The sequence below is a fragment of the Myxococcus sp. AB056 genome, from assembly GCF_006547365.1.
Classification (GTDB): domain Bacteria; phylum Myxococcota; class Myxococcia; order Myxococcales; family Myxococcaceae; genus Myxococcus; species Myxococcus virescens.
This window is the reverse complement of sequence record NZ_VHLB01000023.1, coordinates 79,761-97,005: the sequence shown is the minus strand read 5'-3', so window position 1 is coordinate 97,005 and position 17,245 is coordinate 79,761. Positions and strand designations below refer to the sequence as shown.

Below are 17,245 nucleotides of genomic sequence, written 5' to 3'. Positions count from 1 at the left end.
CGGCCCCCACGCCGCAGCCGGAGACCACCGGGGAGGCCCTGGACGGAGCCCCCCAGGCCCCCGCCGGGACGGATGCGGGCGGTGTGGTTCCAACCCCTCCGTAGGGCCCTTTCTGACCGTCCACGGTGGATTCCAGGTGGCCCACACTCCACGTTCCTGAGTGGGGGCACCGAGTGTTCACGGAATGACTGCGAGATCGTCTCGGAGATCGATCATAGATTGCACGGGCCATGCCGGGCCGAGCACTAGATCTCGCGTTGACACCGTGGATACCCCCCCATAGCTTGTGGCTGGTCGATGGCGCCCCACCAGCCGATGTGGCAGGGAGCGGGGAAGAGGAGGGACTGTGGGTTTCTTGCTTACAACATCGGTCTGGCCCATAAATCCCCCCAGAGACACCGTCGACTCCAGTCGCTAGTCCCGTCCCGCCGGAACGGGACTTACCTGAACAATTTTCCAGTAACGTGGTGGGGAAGTCCGCTTCCCTGGACAGGCCTCGTGTCTGCCCGAAGCGCCCTGCTTTTGTCTGGAGTGAGCCGCTCGTGAACTTCGATACGCCCGTAAAGCCGTCCGCCAACATGTCTGTCCCGCCCGTCACCTCCGGTCCGTCCACGCCGGCGACGACGACAGCGCCGACGGGCGCCGCTGCCTCGGGCGCGGTTGCTTCCGAGCCCACGGCGGGCGACTTCAGCGCCACCTCCATGCGGGTGCGTAAGCGCAACGGCGGCACGGAGACGGTGGACCTCAACAAGATTGTGCGCGCCGTGGGCCGCTCCTGCGTGGGCCTGCCCCGCGTGGACGCGATGCGCGTGGCCACGAAGACCATCTCCGGTCTGTATGACGGCGCGACGACGCGCGAGCTGGACAGCCTCTCCATCCAGACGGCCGCCGCCCTCATCGTCGAAGAGCCCGAGTACGGCCGCCTCTCCGCGCGCCTGCTGGCCACCTTCATCCAGAAGGAGGTCAGCAACCAGGACATCCACTCCTTCAGCCAGTCCGTGGCCGCGGGCCACAAGCACGGGCTCATCGCGGACCGGCTGCTCCAGTTCGTCCAGGCCAACGCGCGCAAGCTCAACGCGGCCATCGACCCGTCGCGCAACGACCTCTTCGAGTACTTCGGCCTGCGCACCGTCTATGACCGGTACCTGCTGAAGAACCCGCAGACGCGCGAGGTGCTGGAGACGCCGCAGGAGTTCTTCCTCCGCGTGGCCAGCGCGCTCAGCGGCGACAATGTGAATGAGGCCATCGAGCTGTACCGGCTGTTCAGCTCGCTGGAGTACCTGCCCAGCTCCCCCACCCTGTTCAACTCGGGCACGCGCCACGAGCAGCTTTCGAGCTGCTTCCTCTTGGACTCGCCCGCGGACGAGCTGGACGCCATCTACAAGAAGTATTCGGACATCGCGATGCTGTCGAAGTTCTCCGGCGGCATCGGCGTGGCGTACCACCGGGTGCGCGCGCGCGGCTCGCTCATCAAGTCCACCAACGGGCACTCCAACGGCATCGTCCCCTGGCTGAAGACGCTGGACGCCTCCGTGGCGGCGGTGAACCAGGGCGGCAAGCGCAAGGGCGCGTGCTGCGTGTACCTGGAGACGTGGCACGCGGACATCGAGGACTTCCTCGAGCTGCGTGAGAACACCGGCGACGACGCGCGCCGCACGCACAACCTGAACCTGGCCAACTGGGTGCCGGACCTCTTCATGAAGCGCGTGGAGGCGGACGGCGACTGGAGCCTGTTCGACCCGAAGTCCGTCCCCCACTTCACGGACCTGTACGGCGACGCCTTCGAGCAGGCCTACGCGAAGGCCGAGGCCGACGGCCTGGCCATGCGCAAGGTGAAGGCGCGTGACCTCTACGCCCGGATGATGAAGTGCCTGGCGCAGACGGGCAACGGCTGGATGACCTTCAAGGACATCAGCAACCGCAAGAGCAACCAGACGGGCAAGGCGGGCAACGTCATCCACCTGTCCAACCTGTGCACCGAAATCCTGGAGGTGACGAGCCAGGGTGAGACGGCGGTGTGCAACCTGGGCTCGCTGAACCTGAGCCGGATGCTGGTGGACGGGAAGTTCGACTTCGAGCGGCTGCGCGCCAACGCCCAGCTCGCGATGCGGCAGCTCGACCGCGTCATCGACCTGAACTACTACCCCATCCCCACGGCGGCTTCGTCCAACAAGCGCTGGCGCCCGGTGGGCCTGGGCCTGATGGGGCTCCAGGACGTCTTCTTCCAGCTCAAGCTGGCCTTCGACTCGGCGGAGGCGCGTGCGCTCTCCAAGAAGATTTCGGAGGAGATCTACTTCGCGGCGCTGACCACATCGTGCGAGCTGGCCGAGCAGTACGGCGCCCACGAGTCCTTCGCGGAGACGCGGGCGGCCAAGGGCGAGCTCCAGTTCGACCACTGGGGCGTGGTGCCCGAGGACACGGCGCGCTGGGACGCGCTGCGCCAGCGCATCATGAAGCACGGCCTGCGCAACTCGCTGATGATTGCCATTGCCCCCACGGCGACGATTGCGTCCATCGTGGGCTGCTACGAGTGCATCGAGCCTCAGGTGTCCAACCTGTTCAAGCGCGAGACGCTGTCGGGTGACTTCCTCCAGGTGAACCGCTACCTGGTGCGCGACCTCCAGGCGCTGGGGCTGTGGAACGAGAACATCCGCAACCGCATCAAGATGGCGGAAGGCAGCGTGCAGGACATTACGGAGCTGCCTGAGAACCTGCGCGCGGTGTACCGCACGGCGTGGGAACTGCCGATGCGCTCGCTGCTGGACATGGGCGCGGACCGCGGGGCGTTCATCGACCAGAGCCAGTCGCTGAACCTCTTCGTGGAGACGCCGAACATCGGGAAGCTGTCCTCGATGTACTTCTACGCGTGGCAGAAGGGCCTGAAGACCACCTACTACCTGCGCTCGCGTCCGGCGACGCGGATTGCGAAGGCGACGGTGGGCGCGGGTGGTGGCGCCAGCGTGGCGCAGGCGGCCCCTGCCCCGGTGGCGAAGGCGACCGAGGCCGAGGCAGTGGCCTGCTCGCTGGAGAACCCGGAAGCGTGCGAGGCCTGCCAGTAGGTCTGGGACGTTGGCGGTTTCGCTTTTTGAAGAACGACTGAGACACCGCGCCGCAGCGCGAGGAGCACGGAAGCAATGCTGTTGAACCCTGGCCTGAATCTCACGCTGCGCCCGATGGCGTATCCGCAGTTCTTTGAGATGTACCGGAACGCCATCAAGAACACCTGGACCGTGGAGGAGGTCGACTTCTCCACGGACCTGGTGGACCTGCGCACGAAGATGACGGACGCGGAGCGCCACCTCATCCACAGGCTGGTGGCGTTCTTCGCGACGGGTGACAGCATCGTCGGCAACAACCTGGTGCTGAACCTGTACAAGCACCTGAACGCCCCTGAGGCGCGGATGTACCTGTCGCGCCAGCTCTACGAGGAGGCGCTGCACGTCCAGTTCTACCTGACGCTGCTGGACACGTACGTGCCGGACCCGGCGGAGCGGGCGATGGCCTTCGCCGCTGTCGACAACATCCCCTCCATCCAGCGCAAGGCGCAGTTCTGCATGAAGTGGATGGACAGCATCCAGGGGCTGGACACGCTGCAGACGAAGGCGCACCGGCGGCAGTTCCTGCTGAACCTCATCTGCTTCGCGGGCTGCATTGAAGGCCTCTTCTTCTTCGCGGCCTTCGCCTACGTGTACTTCCTACGCAGCAAGGGCCTGTTGAACGGCCTGGCGGCGGGCACCAACTGGGTGTTCCGTGACGAGAGCGCCCACATGGCGTTCGCGTTCGAGGCCATCCAGGTGGCGCGCAAGGAGGAGCCGGACCTCTTCGACGCGCAGATGGAGCGCGACGTGGTGGCCATGCTCCGCGAGGCCGTGGAGTGCGAGACGCAGTTCGCCCAGGACCTGCTGAGCGGCGGCGTGATGGGCCTGTCCGTCCAGGACATGCGCGGCTACCTGGAGTACGTGGCGGACCAGCGGCTCCAGATGCTGGGCATGACGCCGGTGTTCGGCACGAAGAACCCGCTGCACTTCATGGACCTGCAGGACGTGCAGGAGCTCACGAACTTCTTCGAGCGCCGCGTGTCGTCGTACCAGGTGGCCGTCGGTGTGGGCGCGGCCACGGACGTCGTGCTCGACGCGGCGTTCTGAGCGGCTGTGCGCTGTGTCCCGGGGCGCGGCTTCAGGCGCCCCGGTTGAGGTCAGCGCGCGGTTCAGTCGCAGTTCTGTAGCCTACCCCGCCACCTCGCGCGCCCGAGATAGGGGAGGTCACTCCAACAGACTCTTCAACTCCTTGGCGATTTCCTCAATCGACTGCGTGGCCGTATTCAGGGCCAACTTGTCCGCGAGCATTGGGGCCTTGGAATCGATGTAACTCTTCGTAATGCGGTGCCAAATCGGAAGGACTTTCTTGACGCCGCCAATTTCAATGGCCGTCAGAGCGTCCAACTCGCGGGCAGGCCACTCCTTCTCTAGAGAGCGCTCTGTGACGATGACTACTCCGTAGCGAGAGGTTGCGATTCCTTGCTCAATTTTTCGCCGAAGGCTGTCGCCAACCTTCAGAGTAATTGCATCGTACCAAACCTTGCACTCAAGCGCCGTGAGCGCTTCGTAGAGAGGACGGGCCACCTCATCCTTGTCCTCACTGGCGTGGGAGATGAAGAAGTCATACGACTTCGCCTCCTCCGTGGGCGTTGCAGTTAGAGCTTGGCTGGCCCTCCGCAACTCCCGCAGTCGCCGCTGGTGCTCGCGCTCCTTCTCAAGTTGCTCGTTGCGCTGGCGCTCCTCCAGCGCAGCCATACTCTTCCGCTCCTTCGCCTTTGCGGCCTCAAGCGCGACCCGCGCGCGGCTGAGTTCCTCTTCCTTCGCAGACTGGCGCTTCAGCGTAGCCGACTGCTTCTTATGCAAATCAGAAAGGCGCGACAGCAGACGGTCGTACTCCCGCGCCTTCGACTGGTACGTGGAGGGCGTCTTGGCCGCCGACAATGCCTTGAGCAATTGCGTTTGCTTCTTGAGGAGGTCGCTCTCCTTCTTCTGGAGGTCCCCCATCGTTTTCCCCAGCGCTGCAACCTCCGTCGTCAGCGTCTTCACCTTAGCGTCACTCATGGTATGCCAACGCTACCTCTGTCGCACATTCCTGCCTACGCGCCCCGTCCTCCCCCCCTGGGGTGATGCGCCCATGGCCGGGAGGGGCACGACGCGGAACCGCTGGCCAGCCAAGCGGCGATGCGCCCGCTCGGCAGTGGGACAGGACATGCATCCAGCCGTGCAATTCGCTGAAATTACTCGTGATTTCTGTCCGACCTCAGCGCTTGAGCTGACAGGCTTGATCCTATAGGCGGTAGCGGTTATTTTACTTGAAGTGAACTCTGGCACCCGAGCTTCGCACGTTGTGCGCGGCGTTTCCCGAAAGGGAGAAAGGAGCCAGGGTTCTTTTATTTTATGCCTACGTACGAGATTTTCGTTGATGAGGCGTGGACGCACGGGGCCTCGAATTCGACAGAGCTCCGACGGTACTGGTGCTTCTACGGCGGCATAATGGGGACGTCTCCCGACGTGGACCGCCTGGACACGCAACTGCGCCAAATTCGCAGCAAGCACGGAGTCAAGGACGAGGCAAAGTGGAGTTCCCTTGGCCCACAGAACCAAGCTTTCTACCAAGAGTTGGTGAATTGCCTTTTTAGTGCGATTTCGCGTGGCGAAATTGCGTTTCGCCAGATGTTCTATGACCGGGCTTTCGTCAGAGTCTCATCTGACCCGTCCGAAGACGCAGCGTCACCTCTCGATGTGCAGTACAAGCTTTGCTACCAGTTCCTGAAGCACGCATTTGGCTTGAGGTTTCTTCCAGCCGCGCCACATGGCCAGAAGAACGAAGTCTTGGTTCGCCTAGACAACCACTCGAGCCAGAAGCACCAGGACCGACTGGCAGATTTCGCCCAGGACCTGCCACGCATCCTCGACCGGCCTGACTTGGAAGTACGCCTCACCTATCATCGAAGCAGTCAGGTGCCTCGAATTCAACTGTGTGACCTGTTGATTGGGGCAGCTGGGTCCTATGGCAATAAGATGCATGACAAGCGCGCGCCCAAGCAGCGAGGGATGAAGCCCAAGCAGCGCGTCCGCCATGACTTTGCCAAGTACATCTATTCGCAACTGCGCGCTATCGACGCGAGCCAGCGCGGCTCCAGGGCATTCAACTGGTTTGAAACGACGGGTCGCGATATGAACTGGTCAAGCCTCCTTACGCACCAGGTCCGAATCTGGAAGTTCAAGCCTCAGCGCTACCAAATTGATGCGGGCTGGCAAAATGACCATCTTGACAAGTTTGGGAACTATCAGGGGCCTGACCTCCAACCCGAGATGACTGTCCCTTCACATGAGGAAGTCGCCTTCGCTGACGAAGATTGATGCTTCAGTGGGGAGCGCCCCCAGGTGGGCGTGTACCCGTTGCGCGTCAGGCAGGCGTTTCACCCCAGTACCCATCCGGCCAATGACGTGGCGTAAGCGGTTGACTGCGGACGAGTCGCGTGGTCCGCGAGCGCCGCGGCGAGCGAGCTACTCAGAGACTGGTCTGGAGGAGCGAATCGGGCGGACCGGCGAAGCGGCACCGTTTCCACATGCTTGGCGCCCCTCTTCGAGTCCGCCTGAATCCAAAGCAACGGCCGACCCTACGCAGCACCAATCTCAGGCGCAGCATTTGGGAAAGCGACAGCAAGCACAATCCAAACTTCAAGTTCTACTGCTCACGCCCTGAGCGCTTGGGTGTTCTCAAGACACCAATAAATGCCAACCACTCAGTACGACAGTTGATGAATCCACCACATCAACGCCCCCGCCGCGAGCTGGCCACCGACGAACAGCGCCAATCGCCACGGTAGACGCACCGGCCGCCCCTGGAAATCATCAAACCGCACCAGGGCGAACAGGGCCCAAACCAGCGTCATCACGCCGCTGAGCACGAAGCCCTTCACCGGGCTCTCCACCGGCGGGGCGAAGATGAAGTGGTACAGCACCGCGGGCACAACCAAGGCCACCAGCAGCACCAGCCCCCAGACGCGCACCGCAGGCACCAACGTCGCCGCCCTGCGCATCCTCCGCGCCCGTCCCAGCTTCGGCGCCATCTCGCTCACCGGCGTCGGCTTGGGCAGCACCTTCCCCTTCCACACCAGGTAGTGGGTGGCCATCAGCCTCGACGCTCGCGTCAGGTTGAAGCCCTCCACCGGGGTCCCCGCCGCCATCGCGCTGCGGCAACTCACCGCCCAGTCGATGTAGTGGTGGACCTCCTCCAGCGGCAGCTTGACGATGCTCCGGATGACCTCGCGCGCCACCACGGGCGCCAGCGGGTCCACGGTCCACCCATCCGGCCCCAGCGTGCTCAGCGCCTCGTCCTCCCGCTTCGCTCCAGTGGGCACGCCCTCCTCGCCCTGGGACTCCAGCTCCCACGCCATGGTGCCCACGTCGCCCATCCACACCCGCGTGCTCTTGAAGCCCGCTTCCTTCGCCAGGCTGGCCACGCGCGTCAGGAACCCATCCTGCTCCGCCGCCTCCACCTCGCCTTCGACGACGCGCGGCGCACCGAGCACCTGCACGTCGATGAGCGTCAGCGACGGCCCGAACTGGAAGACGTCCGCGACGACGATGTCGCTCCGAGGCTGCTCCCCGAACGACGTCCCCAGTGCGGCGTCCATCCACTGACGGACCCTGGACCGATCCGGGCTCCCGTGAACCCAGAGGTGATTTGCGATGCCGTAGGCCATGAGTTCCTCGGCCCGGATGCCTACCAGAGACGCACCGCCCTGCTCCAGGCCGTTGGAGCCCTCTTCCTCCATGGAGCCACCCCGGGTCATGGTCGACAGGGACGCACCGCATGAACCGGACCGGCCCAACCCTTCTGGTTCAGGATGCCCTGCGCCGCCGTCATCCGCTTCGCCTGGAGCCCACGTGGTGGGAATGGTGAACGAGCCGGGCACGAGGCCTACTTCTTCACCTGCAGTTCCACGACGCGCGCGGAAGCAATCTCCCCCAGGATCCTCCGCAGGCTTCCGAGACTGGCTCCCCCGAGGTCAAATGCCCTCCTGTTCCCAGTTCCCGATCTTGGCGTCCCCCTGCACACCATGACCGCATCGGGCCGCTCATACAGCCTGCAGAACCGGCCCGTGGAAATCGGCTGCTCAAAGCCAAGGCTGCTCATCACAGGATCGAGGTTCGTCAGAAAATCAGGGGTGTTGCCCCTCAGACTGCCACTGCTGGTGTGCGCCGCCGTGTCGACCCGGAAAAGGGAGAGTGCGCCCCAAGCCAGCATCTCCCGAAGCGTCTCGAAAGAATCGGTCAGCTCCTTGCCTCGGGCTTCACGCGAGGTGACCATGGCATCATCTCTCGCGGGCGCATTGAAGTCGTAGAAGAGATGGAGCGGCATCATCTCGTCGGACTCATAGGCGATGAGCAGAAAGCGAGGATCGGGCTGGACGAGCTTATTGCCGTAGCATGACAGTACGCGCGCAGCGGAGAAGTCCAGCGTGGGGTATGCCAGGGGCCCCATGCTGTTGCCCATGCGGCGCAGGAACCAGCGATAGAACGACGGAAGCGGGCGGCCGGCAATCCGCTCGATTTTTTCGACCGTGGAAGGTTCTGCGCCCCGCCACTGCTCCTTGAGCCGAGGAACGGTCCGCAGCAGCAGCCGCTCCATCTGGGGCTCTATTTCTTCGTGTGGTGGCATCGCGGCTCCTGTACTTCCGGGCAGATCATCATCGGGAGGAGGACACAACAAGTGCCGCACGGCGGGACCGTCGTCCCATGCTCGAATGGCCCGGCGACCACTGTACCGCTCACCCTGTCCCGGAACTTGATCTGCCCGCGGGTCGGCTTGCCCTCCGGATGGAACCATTGCTCGGTGATGCCGCCAGGGAAGGCCTTGTCCTGCATTACGAGCACAAGCGCTTTCGGCGCAGCACAGCGTCCCGGCGGATAGGCTGCGGGGAGTTGCTGATTGCGACGAAATTTCTGAAACTCATTATCGGCATCCACCCAAATGTCCTCAACGGCATCCGTTCGCTCCTTGAACCGGCTCTTGAGGAACGCAAGGACCCCGTTGCGATTGGAGAAGCCGTCAGCATCGCTCCCCTCGTTCTCTTCCTGATCTTCGCCCTTTGGGACCTGGGCGTGGTGCCATCCGAGCGCTTCCGCGCTGGCACAGAAGTCATTGTCGGTCTCACCAGAGCGCTCGGCATAGTGCTTCGCCTTGCACCTGCACTGGACGACCCCGATCATCGTAGCGTTCGGGTACTCCTTCTTGGCGAGTTTCTTGGCCAGCCGTTCAGCGTTGACCTTGGTCGCCTTCGTCTCTTTGATGGAGCCCTGCCTGCCATGCGACTTCTTGCACAGCGGGCACTTGTCATCTCCGGTGACGAAGACAACGGCCCCGGCGGCCTGGACCACCCCCAACATCGTCGCCGCGTTGGCAGGGCTCCCGCTTGGTCCGCAGTTGTTGAGCATGGGGTCACCGAGCAACTGGACGTTCTTTCCGTCGAACTTCACATCCATGGCCCCAGGTCCCACGAAACTGGTAGGCCCCTCCACGTTGGCGGAGATAATCCCACCGCCGGTGCCCTTGCTGGCGATGTCCCCCATGGAGCCGAAGGTGGCGCCCTGAATTGCGACCCTCTTCCCTGCGATGGTCACCGACTTGGTGTACTTTCGTGGGTCCTGCCCGCTCTTACCGATGTTGGGCAACGGCGTCGGAACGAACGGCGCCGGAGGTCCCGGCATCTTGCATACGTTGGGGAGCGTCGCCGCAGCGATGCCACTGCTCCCTTCGGTCACGGGCGTCTTGGGTGCGTTGATTGAGACCTTCGGCATGAAGTTGTCTCCTAGGACTCCCGAGGTTCCTGCAGCAACATCGCTCCACGCAGGCCGCCATCGGAGCCCGCGACCACCAGAGCCCGTGGGCCTCGCGCATACCCCCGTGCGAATGCCCGGACCGCCAGGATGCACCCTAGCGCGCCAGAGGCGGCACCGACATCGCCCCAGCAACTGCATGGGGCACTGTAGCCAGTGGATTTCCAGACGGAAGGTGTTCGCAGCACGACGAAGCCCCACTCCTCGCTTCGATAGCGCTCGCCATTGATGTCCGTGTACAGGTCGTCAACCCCTTCCTGGGGTAACTTGAGCCCCATCACGGCGCCCTCGACAGCCTCGGTCATCCCAACACCGAGCGAACCCGTGTTGCTGTCGCGAAGCTGGCGCTCCTGAGCGGTGCGTGCTCCCCGCACGACAGCCAGCCCTGGCAGCCTCAGGCGGCGCCGCAGGCCGGCGCTCATCAGCGCGAGACAAGCAGCGCCCTCGCCGGGCGTAAAGCCGCTGCGAATCCCTGGCTGCGCAAACCGACGAGCCCGCTCCAGCCATAGGAAAGTCTCCGTGTGGTGATAGCTGTCGGCGCCTGCCACCAGGAACAGGTGGTCCTTGCCCTCCGCACACTCCCGCTGGGCCTGCTCCACCGCCCGGAGCGCTCCTGCGTGGCCTCTCCCAGCAAGCACGACGCGCGCGCCGGATCGTCTTGCACGATAGCGCGCGTCCACGGCGTTGAGCAGCCACCCCTCGTCGTCCTCGGAGAATCCGGGGCGGAACTCCGGACACGCTAGCAACAAGCTGAGCTGGCACAGCGAGAGCACTTCAGCGCCCAGCTTGGCCTCGACCTCACCCAATGCACTCTCCAGCAGCTGAAGGACCCGCTCCCGTCCCTCCTGCTTCGGATCAAGCAGCCCGTCCGAAGCAATCACCACAGGCTCGCCTTGGGCATCGGCGAAGGGGTACTCGGCGTAGCGAGAGATGCCGGCACGAATAGCAGCCGCACTGCTCTCCGCTGTGTACCCAACGGGGGTCCGAGCGCCGACCGCAACGACTGAGAGCGAGGCGCTCATTCCCCCTCCTTCAACTCGACGATCTCCGTCTCGTCGAGGTAGTCCGCATCCGGAGCAGGCACGCACAGCGTGCCCTGCCATACCAACGAGAGTCGCATGGCGTCAGGTTCCAGGAGGACGGTAGTCAGGCGTGCTCCATGCTCCTCGCTCCGCCGTCCCACATGCGTGGTGACGCCGAGCAGGATGCGAGGCAACTCGAAGCGAAGGACCCCTTCGGGTGTCAGGTTCACCAACTCGACCCGTTCGCCGCCGTTGAGTTGGCTGTCGAGCCGCTGGTCCTCGGGGGCGCTCAGGGCGAAGACGGGATCGTAGTCATCGGGGAGCAGGGGCTTCTTCGTGCGCGCCCACCGGGCGTCATACGTCCCCGCGAACTTGCGCCGAGGCATCCAGGCCGCGTCGATGGGGCCGAACCCAGCGGGGCCGCGGGCAGCCGGGTCCCCGCTGGGATACTCGATGGTGTGGGCGGGCTTGCCCGTCAGGTGCCCATCACGTGTCGAGAAACCGCGCCCAATGGGATTCCGTTCGTCGAGCCGATGCTTCCCGGGGTCGGAGCCCGCCTGGTCGTAGCCTCCGAACGCGGCTTCATAACGAATGGGGCTCGTGGTGAAGGGCTGGGGCCTGCTCGTCGTCATCCCGAACATCCCCCGAGCGTAGGTGCGCTGCCCGTGAACGAGCAGTACCTTGTGAATCTGCCCGAGCCTCAGCGAAACCGGTACCGTCTCCGCAGGCTTGCCGCGAGGAGCATGCGCGCAAGCGTCGAGCAGCACCTCCGTGCCCGGCTTTACCGCAAGCAGGTCCGAGTCATAGCGCAAGCTCGACTGGCCAGGCTTTCCGAAGTACTCAGGCATCAGCACGGGAGGCGGCTGCTCATCCGCCAATCGGAGCCGCCCCCCAGGTATGATGTCAAAGGTCGCCTTGACCGCGACAAGCCACCAGTGGACTCCGTCCTTGTCGCGCGTCCAGTTTCGTTCTGCGGCGTATGCTGTACGATTCTGCAGTGCCCACATGGGACGTCACTCCCCAAAGGTGCGCGCCAGTGGACGTGTCGGCACAGTCGCGGCTACACGCGCTGCTCCGGCTAGTTCCACAACCTGCCGAGCTGTGAGCGCCAGCGTCTGAACGCAGTGCGCTCCCTGAGTCCTCAACGCTAATTCCTGTGCGAGGACGTGCCGCCGACGCATGGACCCGTTCGCCAGCGCAGCCAAGAGTGCCGTGCCGCTGAACGGCTTACCGCCCAGATAGCGCGCACTCGACAAGTAATCCTGGCGAGTTCGCAGCCACCAATCAGCGACTGATGCGCGCGCCGGCACCGGCAGTTCGTCCTCATGTCTTGGGGTCAGGTCGGCGTCGAGGTCATCTTCCTCCAATGGTGGGAGCGACTCCTCTTCCTCCACCTCCACGGAATAGGTGTCGCTCAGCCTCAGTCCGGTGATCGCGCTAAAAGCCTCGCCAGCGAGCCGTGCCACCGACGGCACCTGCCCCATCAATTCCAGGCACGCTTCCGCCGCGGCAACCCGCCCTGTAAACCCCAGCGCCCACAGTACGTCCGTGCGAATGACACCGTCAGCCGTGAGTTTCACCAGATGCTCAACGTCGTTGTCATCACCACATATCGCCTGAAGAACCCGGGCCGCCGATGCGCCATCTCCGCGGCCGCGCGCCTCCTGGCGGCACGCGTCCCATGCCGCGCGCACACCCGCCATGAGGCCGTACTCGATGGCTGCCAGCCTCACATTCGGGCGCTTGTCGTTCAGCAGTCGAGTCAGCTCCCGAAGACCGAGAGCCTTTCCCAACACGCCAAGACCTTTCAGTGCCGCCACCACCACCCGACCATCCTCATGACCTAGCAACTCCAGCGCCGCGTCCCGAGGCACGGCTCCGCGGAAGGCAAGCACTTCTAATACCAATGCCTGCATGGATGCCTCGGATGAATTCAGCAACGGAACCAGTGCGGCCTCCAACCCAAGGCGCCTGCTGACCTCCAGCGCACGCCGCAACGAAGCCTGCACAACAGGAGACGCGACCGGCGCCAGCGCGAGGACTGCTTCCAAGGTGGAAGATGGAGATTCGGCGATGGAGGCGAACACGGAGCAGAACACCTCTCCAGGCTCTTCGCCCTCCAGCGCAGGTCGCAGCAACGCCTCGGCGACGGACTCGCCACCAAGCACCAGTCCATCCAGGTGTGCCAGCAGTCGCTCCTCTAACTGCGCTGTCTCTTCCAGGTTGTAGTGCAGCCCCCGCAGCGCCCGCTCCCACTGAAAATATAGAAAGGCCGCCTCGGAAAAGTGCTCTTCGAAGACATCCATCCTCATCATGGGCATCACTTCAATTCCCCCCTCGCCGAGCTGCCCTGGAGCCAATGGGTGAAATGCCGCACTTTACCTTGCATGCACGGAGTCGCGCGATTGCCCTCGCGCGCGACCAACACGCGCCCCGCCGCATCAGTGTCGAGATATCAGCCCGACCGTGTGCTCTTGTTGAAACCAACCAATGTCGGCGCACCCAAGCACCCTTGACTCCCCCCCTGTCAGCGCCGGCGATGCGTTTAGGGTTGCCTATGCCCCGTGCAGCCGTCCCATCATTGCATTTCAGCATCCCCTGCTAAAGCAGTCGAGTACCTCAGGCGTTGGCGGCAGCAACCTGATGCCGGGAAGGACTCATACACTGTGTGGACGCCTCACCACTTCCCTACGCAGCGCCTGACGACATCCGTGTTGTCCTTCGATAGGCGACATCGAGTTCAGGCAGTACCTCAAAGAGGGTGAGTTCGGCAGCGCGAGGATGCCTACCTGAGACGCGGCGCCACGCTCCAGGGTGATTGGTGCCCCGCCCGATCACGGATACCACCCCGGGTCATGGTAGACAGGGACGCACCGCATGGACCGCCTGTCCCAACTCCTCTGGCTCTGGATGCTCTTCTTCGCCGTCAATGCCCTCTGGGCGCTGGCGCAGGCCGCCGTGGCCAGCACCCTGGGGGCACGGCCGGTATCCGTCGTCCTCGGCTACGGCCCCACCCTGCTCTCCGCCCGCCTGGGGAGCATCCTATGGGCCTTCCGCCCCCTGGCGCTCGGCAGCGCGGTGAGCTTCGACGAGCCCATCGAGGGCGCCCCCGCCAAGAGCCGCCTGCTCCAGCTTTCCCCGTCCCTCCACGCCGCCGTCATCCTCCTGCCCTGGGCCGTGCAGGTCGCCATCGCCATGGCCTGCCTGGGGCCCACGGAGGCCCTGCGCCAGTTCGTGAGCGGCTTCGCCGTCCCTTTCGAGCCCTCCCTGCTCCCCGGCCGCGTGGAGCGATTCCTCGCGATCCTCCGGGACGGCGACCTGCTGCGCGCCTGGGGCCTGATGAGCGCGAAGCTGGCCGCCCTCAACCTCCTGCCCCTTCCCGCGCTCGCCGGAGGCACCTTCCTGCTCCTGCCGTGGCGAAAGGGCTACCCCGTCTGGGCCGGCCTGCTCGGAATCCTCGGACTCCTGGCCGCCGTGCCGTGGGTCCTCTACGTGCTCTACGTGGTCATCAAGGCGCTCGTCTGACGCCTACTCCTGGCGCTGCAACGCCAACCGGGCCCCCAGCGCGACGAACACGCCACCGGTGACGCGCTTCTGCCACGCGGCCACGCGCGGATTGCGCCGCATCCAGCCCCCAAAGGCACCCGCGAACGCAGCCAGCAGCACCAGCCACGACGTCCCCGTGACGGAGAACATCAACCCGAGCCCCAGGAACTGGAGCCCCGTCGAGCCCGCGGACGCGTCCACGAACTGCGGAAGGAAGGCCAGGAAGAACACGGCCACCTTCGGGTTCAGCACGTTGGTGACGACGCCGTCGCGAAAGATGCGCCACAGGCCAGCGGGTGGCAGCGCCTGCACCGCCTCGGCCGCGGCGTCCTTGGTGCGCAGCATCTGCACGCCCATCCACACGAGGTAGGCCGCCCCACCCCACTTCACCACGGAGAAGGCCAGCGCCGATGTCGCCAGCAACGTCGACAGCCCGAACGCCGCCGCGGCGATGTGGAACAGGCATCCGACGAAGATGCCCAGCGCGGAGACGATGCCCGCCTTGCGCCCCTGCCCCATGCTCCGGGCCAGCACGAACATCGTGTCCGGCCCGGGCGTCAGGATGAGCGCGAGCACCGCCAGGAAGTAGGCCGTGAGGCGCGTCGGGTCGAAGAACATGGCGGCTCCAGTGGGGGCACGACTGGCCCCGATTGCCGGTCACCGTACCCGCCGGAGCCCGCCGAGCAAAGCGACCCGCAGCATCAGACAGGCGCGCGCGTGCCGGCCCGCTCGTCCGCGATTCGCGCCTCACGCTCGCGCCGCAGAGCCCGCTCGGCCTCCTCCGCGCTGATTGGCACGGCAGGACGGAACACCGTGCGATACACCGCCGCCGCGGTGGCGCCTCCCAGGAGCGGCGCCACGATGAACAGCCACAGCTGCCCCATGGGCACGCTCCCCGCGAACACCGCCGGCCCCAGGCTGCGCGCCGGATTCACCGACGTGTTCGTCACCGGAATCCCCACCAGGTGGATGAGCGTCAGCACCAGGCCAATGGCCAGCCCCGCGAAGCCCACCGGGGCGCGCGCATCCGTCGCGCCCAGCACCGTGAGCACGAGCAGGAAGGTGAGCGCCACCTCCGTGAGGAAGGCCGCTCCCATGTTGAAGCCGTCAGGTGAAGCGGCGCCGTACCCGTTGGTCGCGAGTCCCTCGGTCACCGCCGAGTACCCTCCGGGCATGCCCTTGGCAATCAGCAGCACCACGCCCGCGCCGAGGATGGCCCCCACGCACTGCGCCACCACGTAGCCGACCGCGTCCTTGCCCTCCATCTTCCCCGACAGCAGCAGGCCCAGCGTCACCGCCGGATTCACATGGCAACCCGAGATGGGGCCAATCACGTACACCATGGCCAGCAGCGACAGGCCAAAGGCGAGCGCGACACCTTGGAAGCCGATGTGGTCGCCCGCCAGCACGGCCGCCCCGACGCCGCCCAACACCAGGACGAACGTCCCGATGAACTCCGCAACGTACTTCCGGACGGCGTCGTTGTTGCGGGGGTTGCCCGCCCGAGCCAGCGCGGCCCTGTCCCTGGATGCATCCATGGTCAGCCTCGATTCGCGCGGCCAGACGCCGCGCTTCAGCGAATTCTTCCAGGCACGCTGTGCATGGACCGGGAGACGACAACGCGAAGCACCGCGTCATGGCCGCTGAGCGGCCCCTGTGCGCGGCCCAAGGCCCTCCGCCTCCCTTGATGCGCAAAGCCAGACCCTCTTTGACTTTCAGGTTTAGGGCAGACAGCCTGGATAGGCCGTCCCCACCTGGAAAGGACTTGTCATGAAGGCTGCAACGCTGCTGTTCGCCGTGACGACGATGCTGCTGATGGCCGCGTGTGGCCCCGTGGACGCGCCGGCGCCCGGCGAGGCCGCCGAGGAGCTGGGCCAGAGCACCGCGGAGCTCCACACCTGCACCAACAGCTGTTCAGCCACGGGAGGCCCGTCCATCAGCTGTACGGGCAACTCCTGCTCGTCCGCGAGCAACTACGTCGTCTGTGATGGCGAGTACACCTACTGCCAGCAGCCTCCGCCGCCCGGTCCGTGCGCCGACTTCACGCTCCACTGCCCGGGAAGCAGCACCATCCTCCGGTGCCCGACGCAGACGCAGGTCTGCATGGAGTGGACGAGCTGCTCCATCCGGTGCGACGGCGTGGAGCGCCGCTGCCCGACGCCCAGCGGAACGGTCTGCCCGCTCTAGCCAGACGTCGTGACCTGGGTGCGGCGCCGCACACGAGGGCGGCGCCAGCACCCGGCCGGAACTACTTGTTCTTCATCACCCCGATGAAGGGGATGTTCCGGTACACCTCGCCGAAGTCGAGCCCGTAGCCCACGACGAAGAGGTCATCGATGACGAAGCCCTTGTAGTCGATGTCCACCTTCGTCCGGGCGCGAGAGGGCTTCTCCAGCAGCGTGCACACCTTCAGCGACGCGGGGTGCCGAGCGCGCAGGTTCTCCAGCAGGAACTGCATGGTGAGCCCGGTGTCGATGATGTCCTCGATGATGAGCAGGTGCTTGCCAGCCATCGGCTTGCTGACGTCGGTGGTGATGCGCACCTCGCCCGTGGACTCCGTGCCGCCCTGGTAGCTGGACACGCCCAGGAACTCCAACTTCACCGGCAGGTCGATGTACTTCGCCAGGTCGATGGCGAAGAACGCCGAGCCCTTCAACACGCAGATGAGCGTCAGGTCCTTGCCCGCGTAGTCGCGCGTAATCTCCGCCGCGAGCTCGCGCACGCGCGCCTGCAACTTGTCCTCGGAAATCAGGACACCGACTTCCTGCTCGTAGAACGCCAAGGATTCCT

The 17,245-nt window shown here is 65.0% G+C and carries 15 protein-coding genes; 5 read left to right on the top strand and 10 right to left on the bottom strand.

Annotated elements, in window-relative coordinates; genetic code table 11:
* Positions 1 to 542: 542 nt before the first annotated feature.
* Together FMP39_RS13265 and FMP39_RS13260 are read left to right on the top strand one after the other, a co-directional pair.
* The gene (locus FMP39_RS13265; RefSeq protein ID WP_090495782.1) at positions 543 to 3,059 is read left to right on the top strand and encodes a ribonucleoside-diphosphate reductase subunit alpha; all 2,517 of its coding nucleotides are present in this window, start codon (positions 543 to 545) and stop codon (positions 3,057 to 3,059) included.
* 75 nt (positions 3,060 to 3,134) lie between these two features.
* Positions 3,135 to 4,145 (top strand): ribonucleotide-diphosphate reductase subunit beta, encoded by a 1,011-nt coding sequence (locus FMP39_RS13260; RefSeq protein WP_141590257.1) that lies wholly within the window; start codon positions 3,135 to 3,137, stop codon positions 4,143 to 4,145.
* Positions 4,146 to 4,262: 117 nt separating this feature from the next.
* Here FMP39_RS13260 and FMP39_RS13255 read toward each other — a convergent pair whose 3' ends face one another.
* On the bottom strand, positions 4,263 to 5,084 hold the full coding sequence (locus FMP39_RS13255; RefSeq protein ID WP_194858379.1) for a toll/interleukin-1 receptor domain-containing protein: 822 nt from the start codon (positions 5,082 to 5,084) through the stop codon (positions 4,263 to 4,265).
* A 351-nt stretch (positions 5,085 to 5,435) separates the two neighbouring features.
* Between FMP39_RS13255 and FMP39_RS13250 the strand changes: the two genes are divergently transcribed.
* Positions 5,436 to 6,401 carry a DUF3800 domain-containing protein gene (locus FMP39_RS13250; RefSeq protein ID WP_141590255.1) on the top strand — a complete coding sequence of 322 codons (966 nt, stop codon included), beginning with the start codon at positions 5,436 to 5,438 and terminating at the stop codon, positions 6,399 to 6,401.
* A 386-nt stretch (positions 6,402 to 6,787) separates the two neighbouring features.
* Here the strand turns inward: FMP39_RS13250 and FMP39_RS13245 are convergent, their stop codons facing one another.
* From FMP39_RS13245 to FMP39_RS13220, 6 genes are all read right to left on the bottom strand, one after another.
* Complete coding sequence (locus FMP39_RS13245; protein WP_228557955.1) at positions 6,788 to 7,840, bottom strand: hypothetical protein; 1,053 nt, start codon at positions 7,838 to 7,840, stop codon at positions 6,788 to 6,790.
* 128 nt (positions 7,841 to 7,968) lie between these two features.
* Positions 7,969 to 8,679, bottom strand: a complete 711-nt coding sequence (locus FMP39_RS13240) for an SMI1/KNR4 family protein (RefSeq protein WP_141590254.1) — start codon at positions 8,677 to 8,679, stop codon at positions 7,969 to 7,971.
* 8 nt (positions 8,680 to 8,687) lie between these two features.
* Entirely contained in the window at positions 8,688 to 9,848 is a 1,161-nt protein-coding gene (locus FMP39_RS13235; RefSeq protein WP_141590253.1) for a PAAR-like domain-containing protein, read from the bottom strand.
* Between the two features lie 11 nt (positions 9,849 to 9,859).
* Positions 9,860 to 10,909, bottom strand: a complete 1,050-nt coding sequence (locus FMP39_RS13230) for a hypothetical protein (protein WP_141590252.1) — start codon at positions 10,907 to 10,909, stop codon at positions 9,860 to 9,862.
* A complete protein-coding gene (locus tag FMP39_RS13225; RefSeq protein ID WP_141590251.1) occupies positions 10,906 to 11,916 on the bottom strand; it encodes a DUF2169 domain-containing protein in 1,011 nt (336 codons plus the stop codon). Before FMP39_RS13225 ends, FMP39_RS13230 begins: the two co-directional genes overlap by 4 nt.
* Positions 11,917 to 11,922: 6 nt before the next feature.
* Positions 11,923 to 13,215, bottom strand: coding sequence for a TIGR02270 family protein (locus FMP39_RS13220; RefSeq protein WP_228557954.1), 1,293 nt, complete (start codon positions 13,213 to 13,215; stop codon positions 11,923 to 11,925).
* 571 nt (positions 13,216 to 13,786) lie between these two features.
* Here FMP39_RS13220 and FMP39_RS13215 point away from each other — a divergent pair.
* A complete protein-coding gene (locus tag FMP39_RS13215) occupies positions 13,787 to 14,434 on the top strand; it encodes a hypothetical protein (RefSeq protein ID WP_141590250.1) in 648 nt (215 codons plus the stop codon).
* A gap of 3 nt (positions 14,435 to 14,437) precedes the next feature.
* On the opposite strand, the gene FMP39_RS13210 is transcribed toward FMP39_RS13215, so the two are convergent.
* Positions 14,438 to 15,073 carry a LysE family translocator gene (locus FMP39_RS13210; protein WP_141590249.1) on the bottom strand — a complete coding sequence of 212 codons (636 nt, stop codon included), beginning with the start codon at positions 15,071 to 15,073 and terminating at the stop codon, positions 14,438 to 14,440.
* A gap of 83 nt (positions 15,074 to 15,156) precedes the next feature.
* A complete protein-coding gene (aqpZ, locus tag FMP39_RS13205; protein ID WP_141590248.1) occupies positions 15,157 to 15,993 on the bottom strand; it encodes an aquaporin Z in 837 nt (278 codons plus the stop codon).
* Positions 15,994 to 16,225: 232 nt separating this feature from the next.
* Between aqpZ and FMP39_RS13200 the strand changes: the two genes are divergently transcribed.
* Positions 16,226 to 16,642, top strand: coding sequence for a hypothetical protein (locus tag FMP39_RS13200; protein ID WP_141590247.1), 417 nt, complete (start codon positions 16,226 to 16,228; stop codon positions 16,640 to 16,642).
* Positions 16,643 to 16,703: 61 nt separating this feature from the next.
* Here FMP39_RS13200 and hpt read toward each other — a convergent pair whose 3' ends face one another.
* On the bottom strand, positions 16,704 to 17,237 hold the full coding sequence (hpt, locus tag FMP39_RS13195; protein WP_011555045.1) for a hypoxanthine phosphoribosyltransferase: 534 nt from the start codon (positions 17,235 to 17,237) through the stop codon (positions 16,704 to 16,706).
* Positions 17,238 to 17,245 lie beyond the last annotated feature (8 nt).

Coding starts and splice junctions, on each gene's coding strand:
- FMP39_RS13260 (WP_141590257.1), top strand. CDS start 3,135: ATGCTGTTGAACCCTGGCCTGAATCTCACGCTGCGCCCGATGGCGTAT.
- FMP39_RS13250 (WP_141590255.1), top strand. CDS start 5,436: ATGCCTACGTACGAGATTTTCGTTGATGAGGCGTGGACGCACGGGGCC.
- FMP39_RS13245 (WP_228557955.1), bottom strand. CDS start 7,840: ATGACCCGGGGTGGCTCCATGGAGGAAGAGGGCTCCAACGGCCTGGAG.
- FMP39_RS13240 (WP_141590254.1), bottom strand. CDS start 8,679: ATGGAGCGGCTGCTGCTGCGGACCGTTCCTCGGCTCAAGGAGCAGTGG.
- FMP39_RS13235 (WP_141590253.1), bottom strand. CDS start 9,848: ATGCCGAAGGTCTCAATCAACGCACCCAAGACGCCCGTGACCGAAGGG.
- FMP39_RS13230 (WP_141590252.1), bottom strand. CDS start 10,909: ATGAGCGCCTCGCTCTCAGTCGTTGCGGTCGGCGCTCGGACCCCCGTT.
- FMP39_RS13225 (WP_141590251.1), bottom strand. CDS start 11,916: ATGTGGGCACTGCAGAATCGTACAGCATACGCCGCAGAACGAAACTGG.
- FMP39_RS13220 (WP_228557954.1), bottom strand. CDS start 13,215: ATGGATGTCTTCGAAGAGCACTTTTCCGAGGCGGCCTTTCTATATTTT.
- FMP39_RS13215 (WP_141590250.1), top strand. CDS start 13,787: ATGGACCGCCTGTCCCAACTCCTCTGGCTCTGGATGCTCTTCTTCGCC.
- FMP39_RS13210 (WP_141590249.1), bottom strand. CDS start 15,073: ATGTTCTTCGACCCGACGCGCCTCACGGCCTACTTCCTGGCGGTGCTC.
- aqpZ (WP_141590248.1), bottom strand. CDS start 15,993: ATGGATGCATCCAGGGACAGGGCCGCGCTGGCTCGGGCGGGCAACCCC.
- FMP39_RS13200 (WP_141590247.1), top strand. CDS start 16,226: ATGAAGGCTGCAACGCTGCTGTTCGCCGTGACGACGATGCTGCTGATG.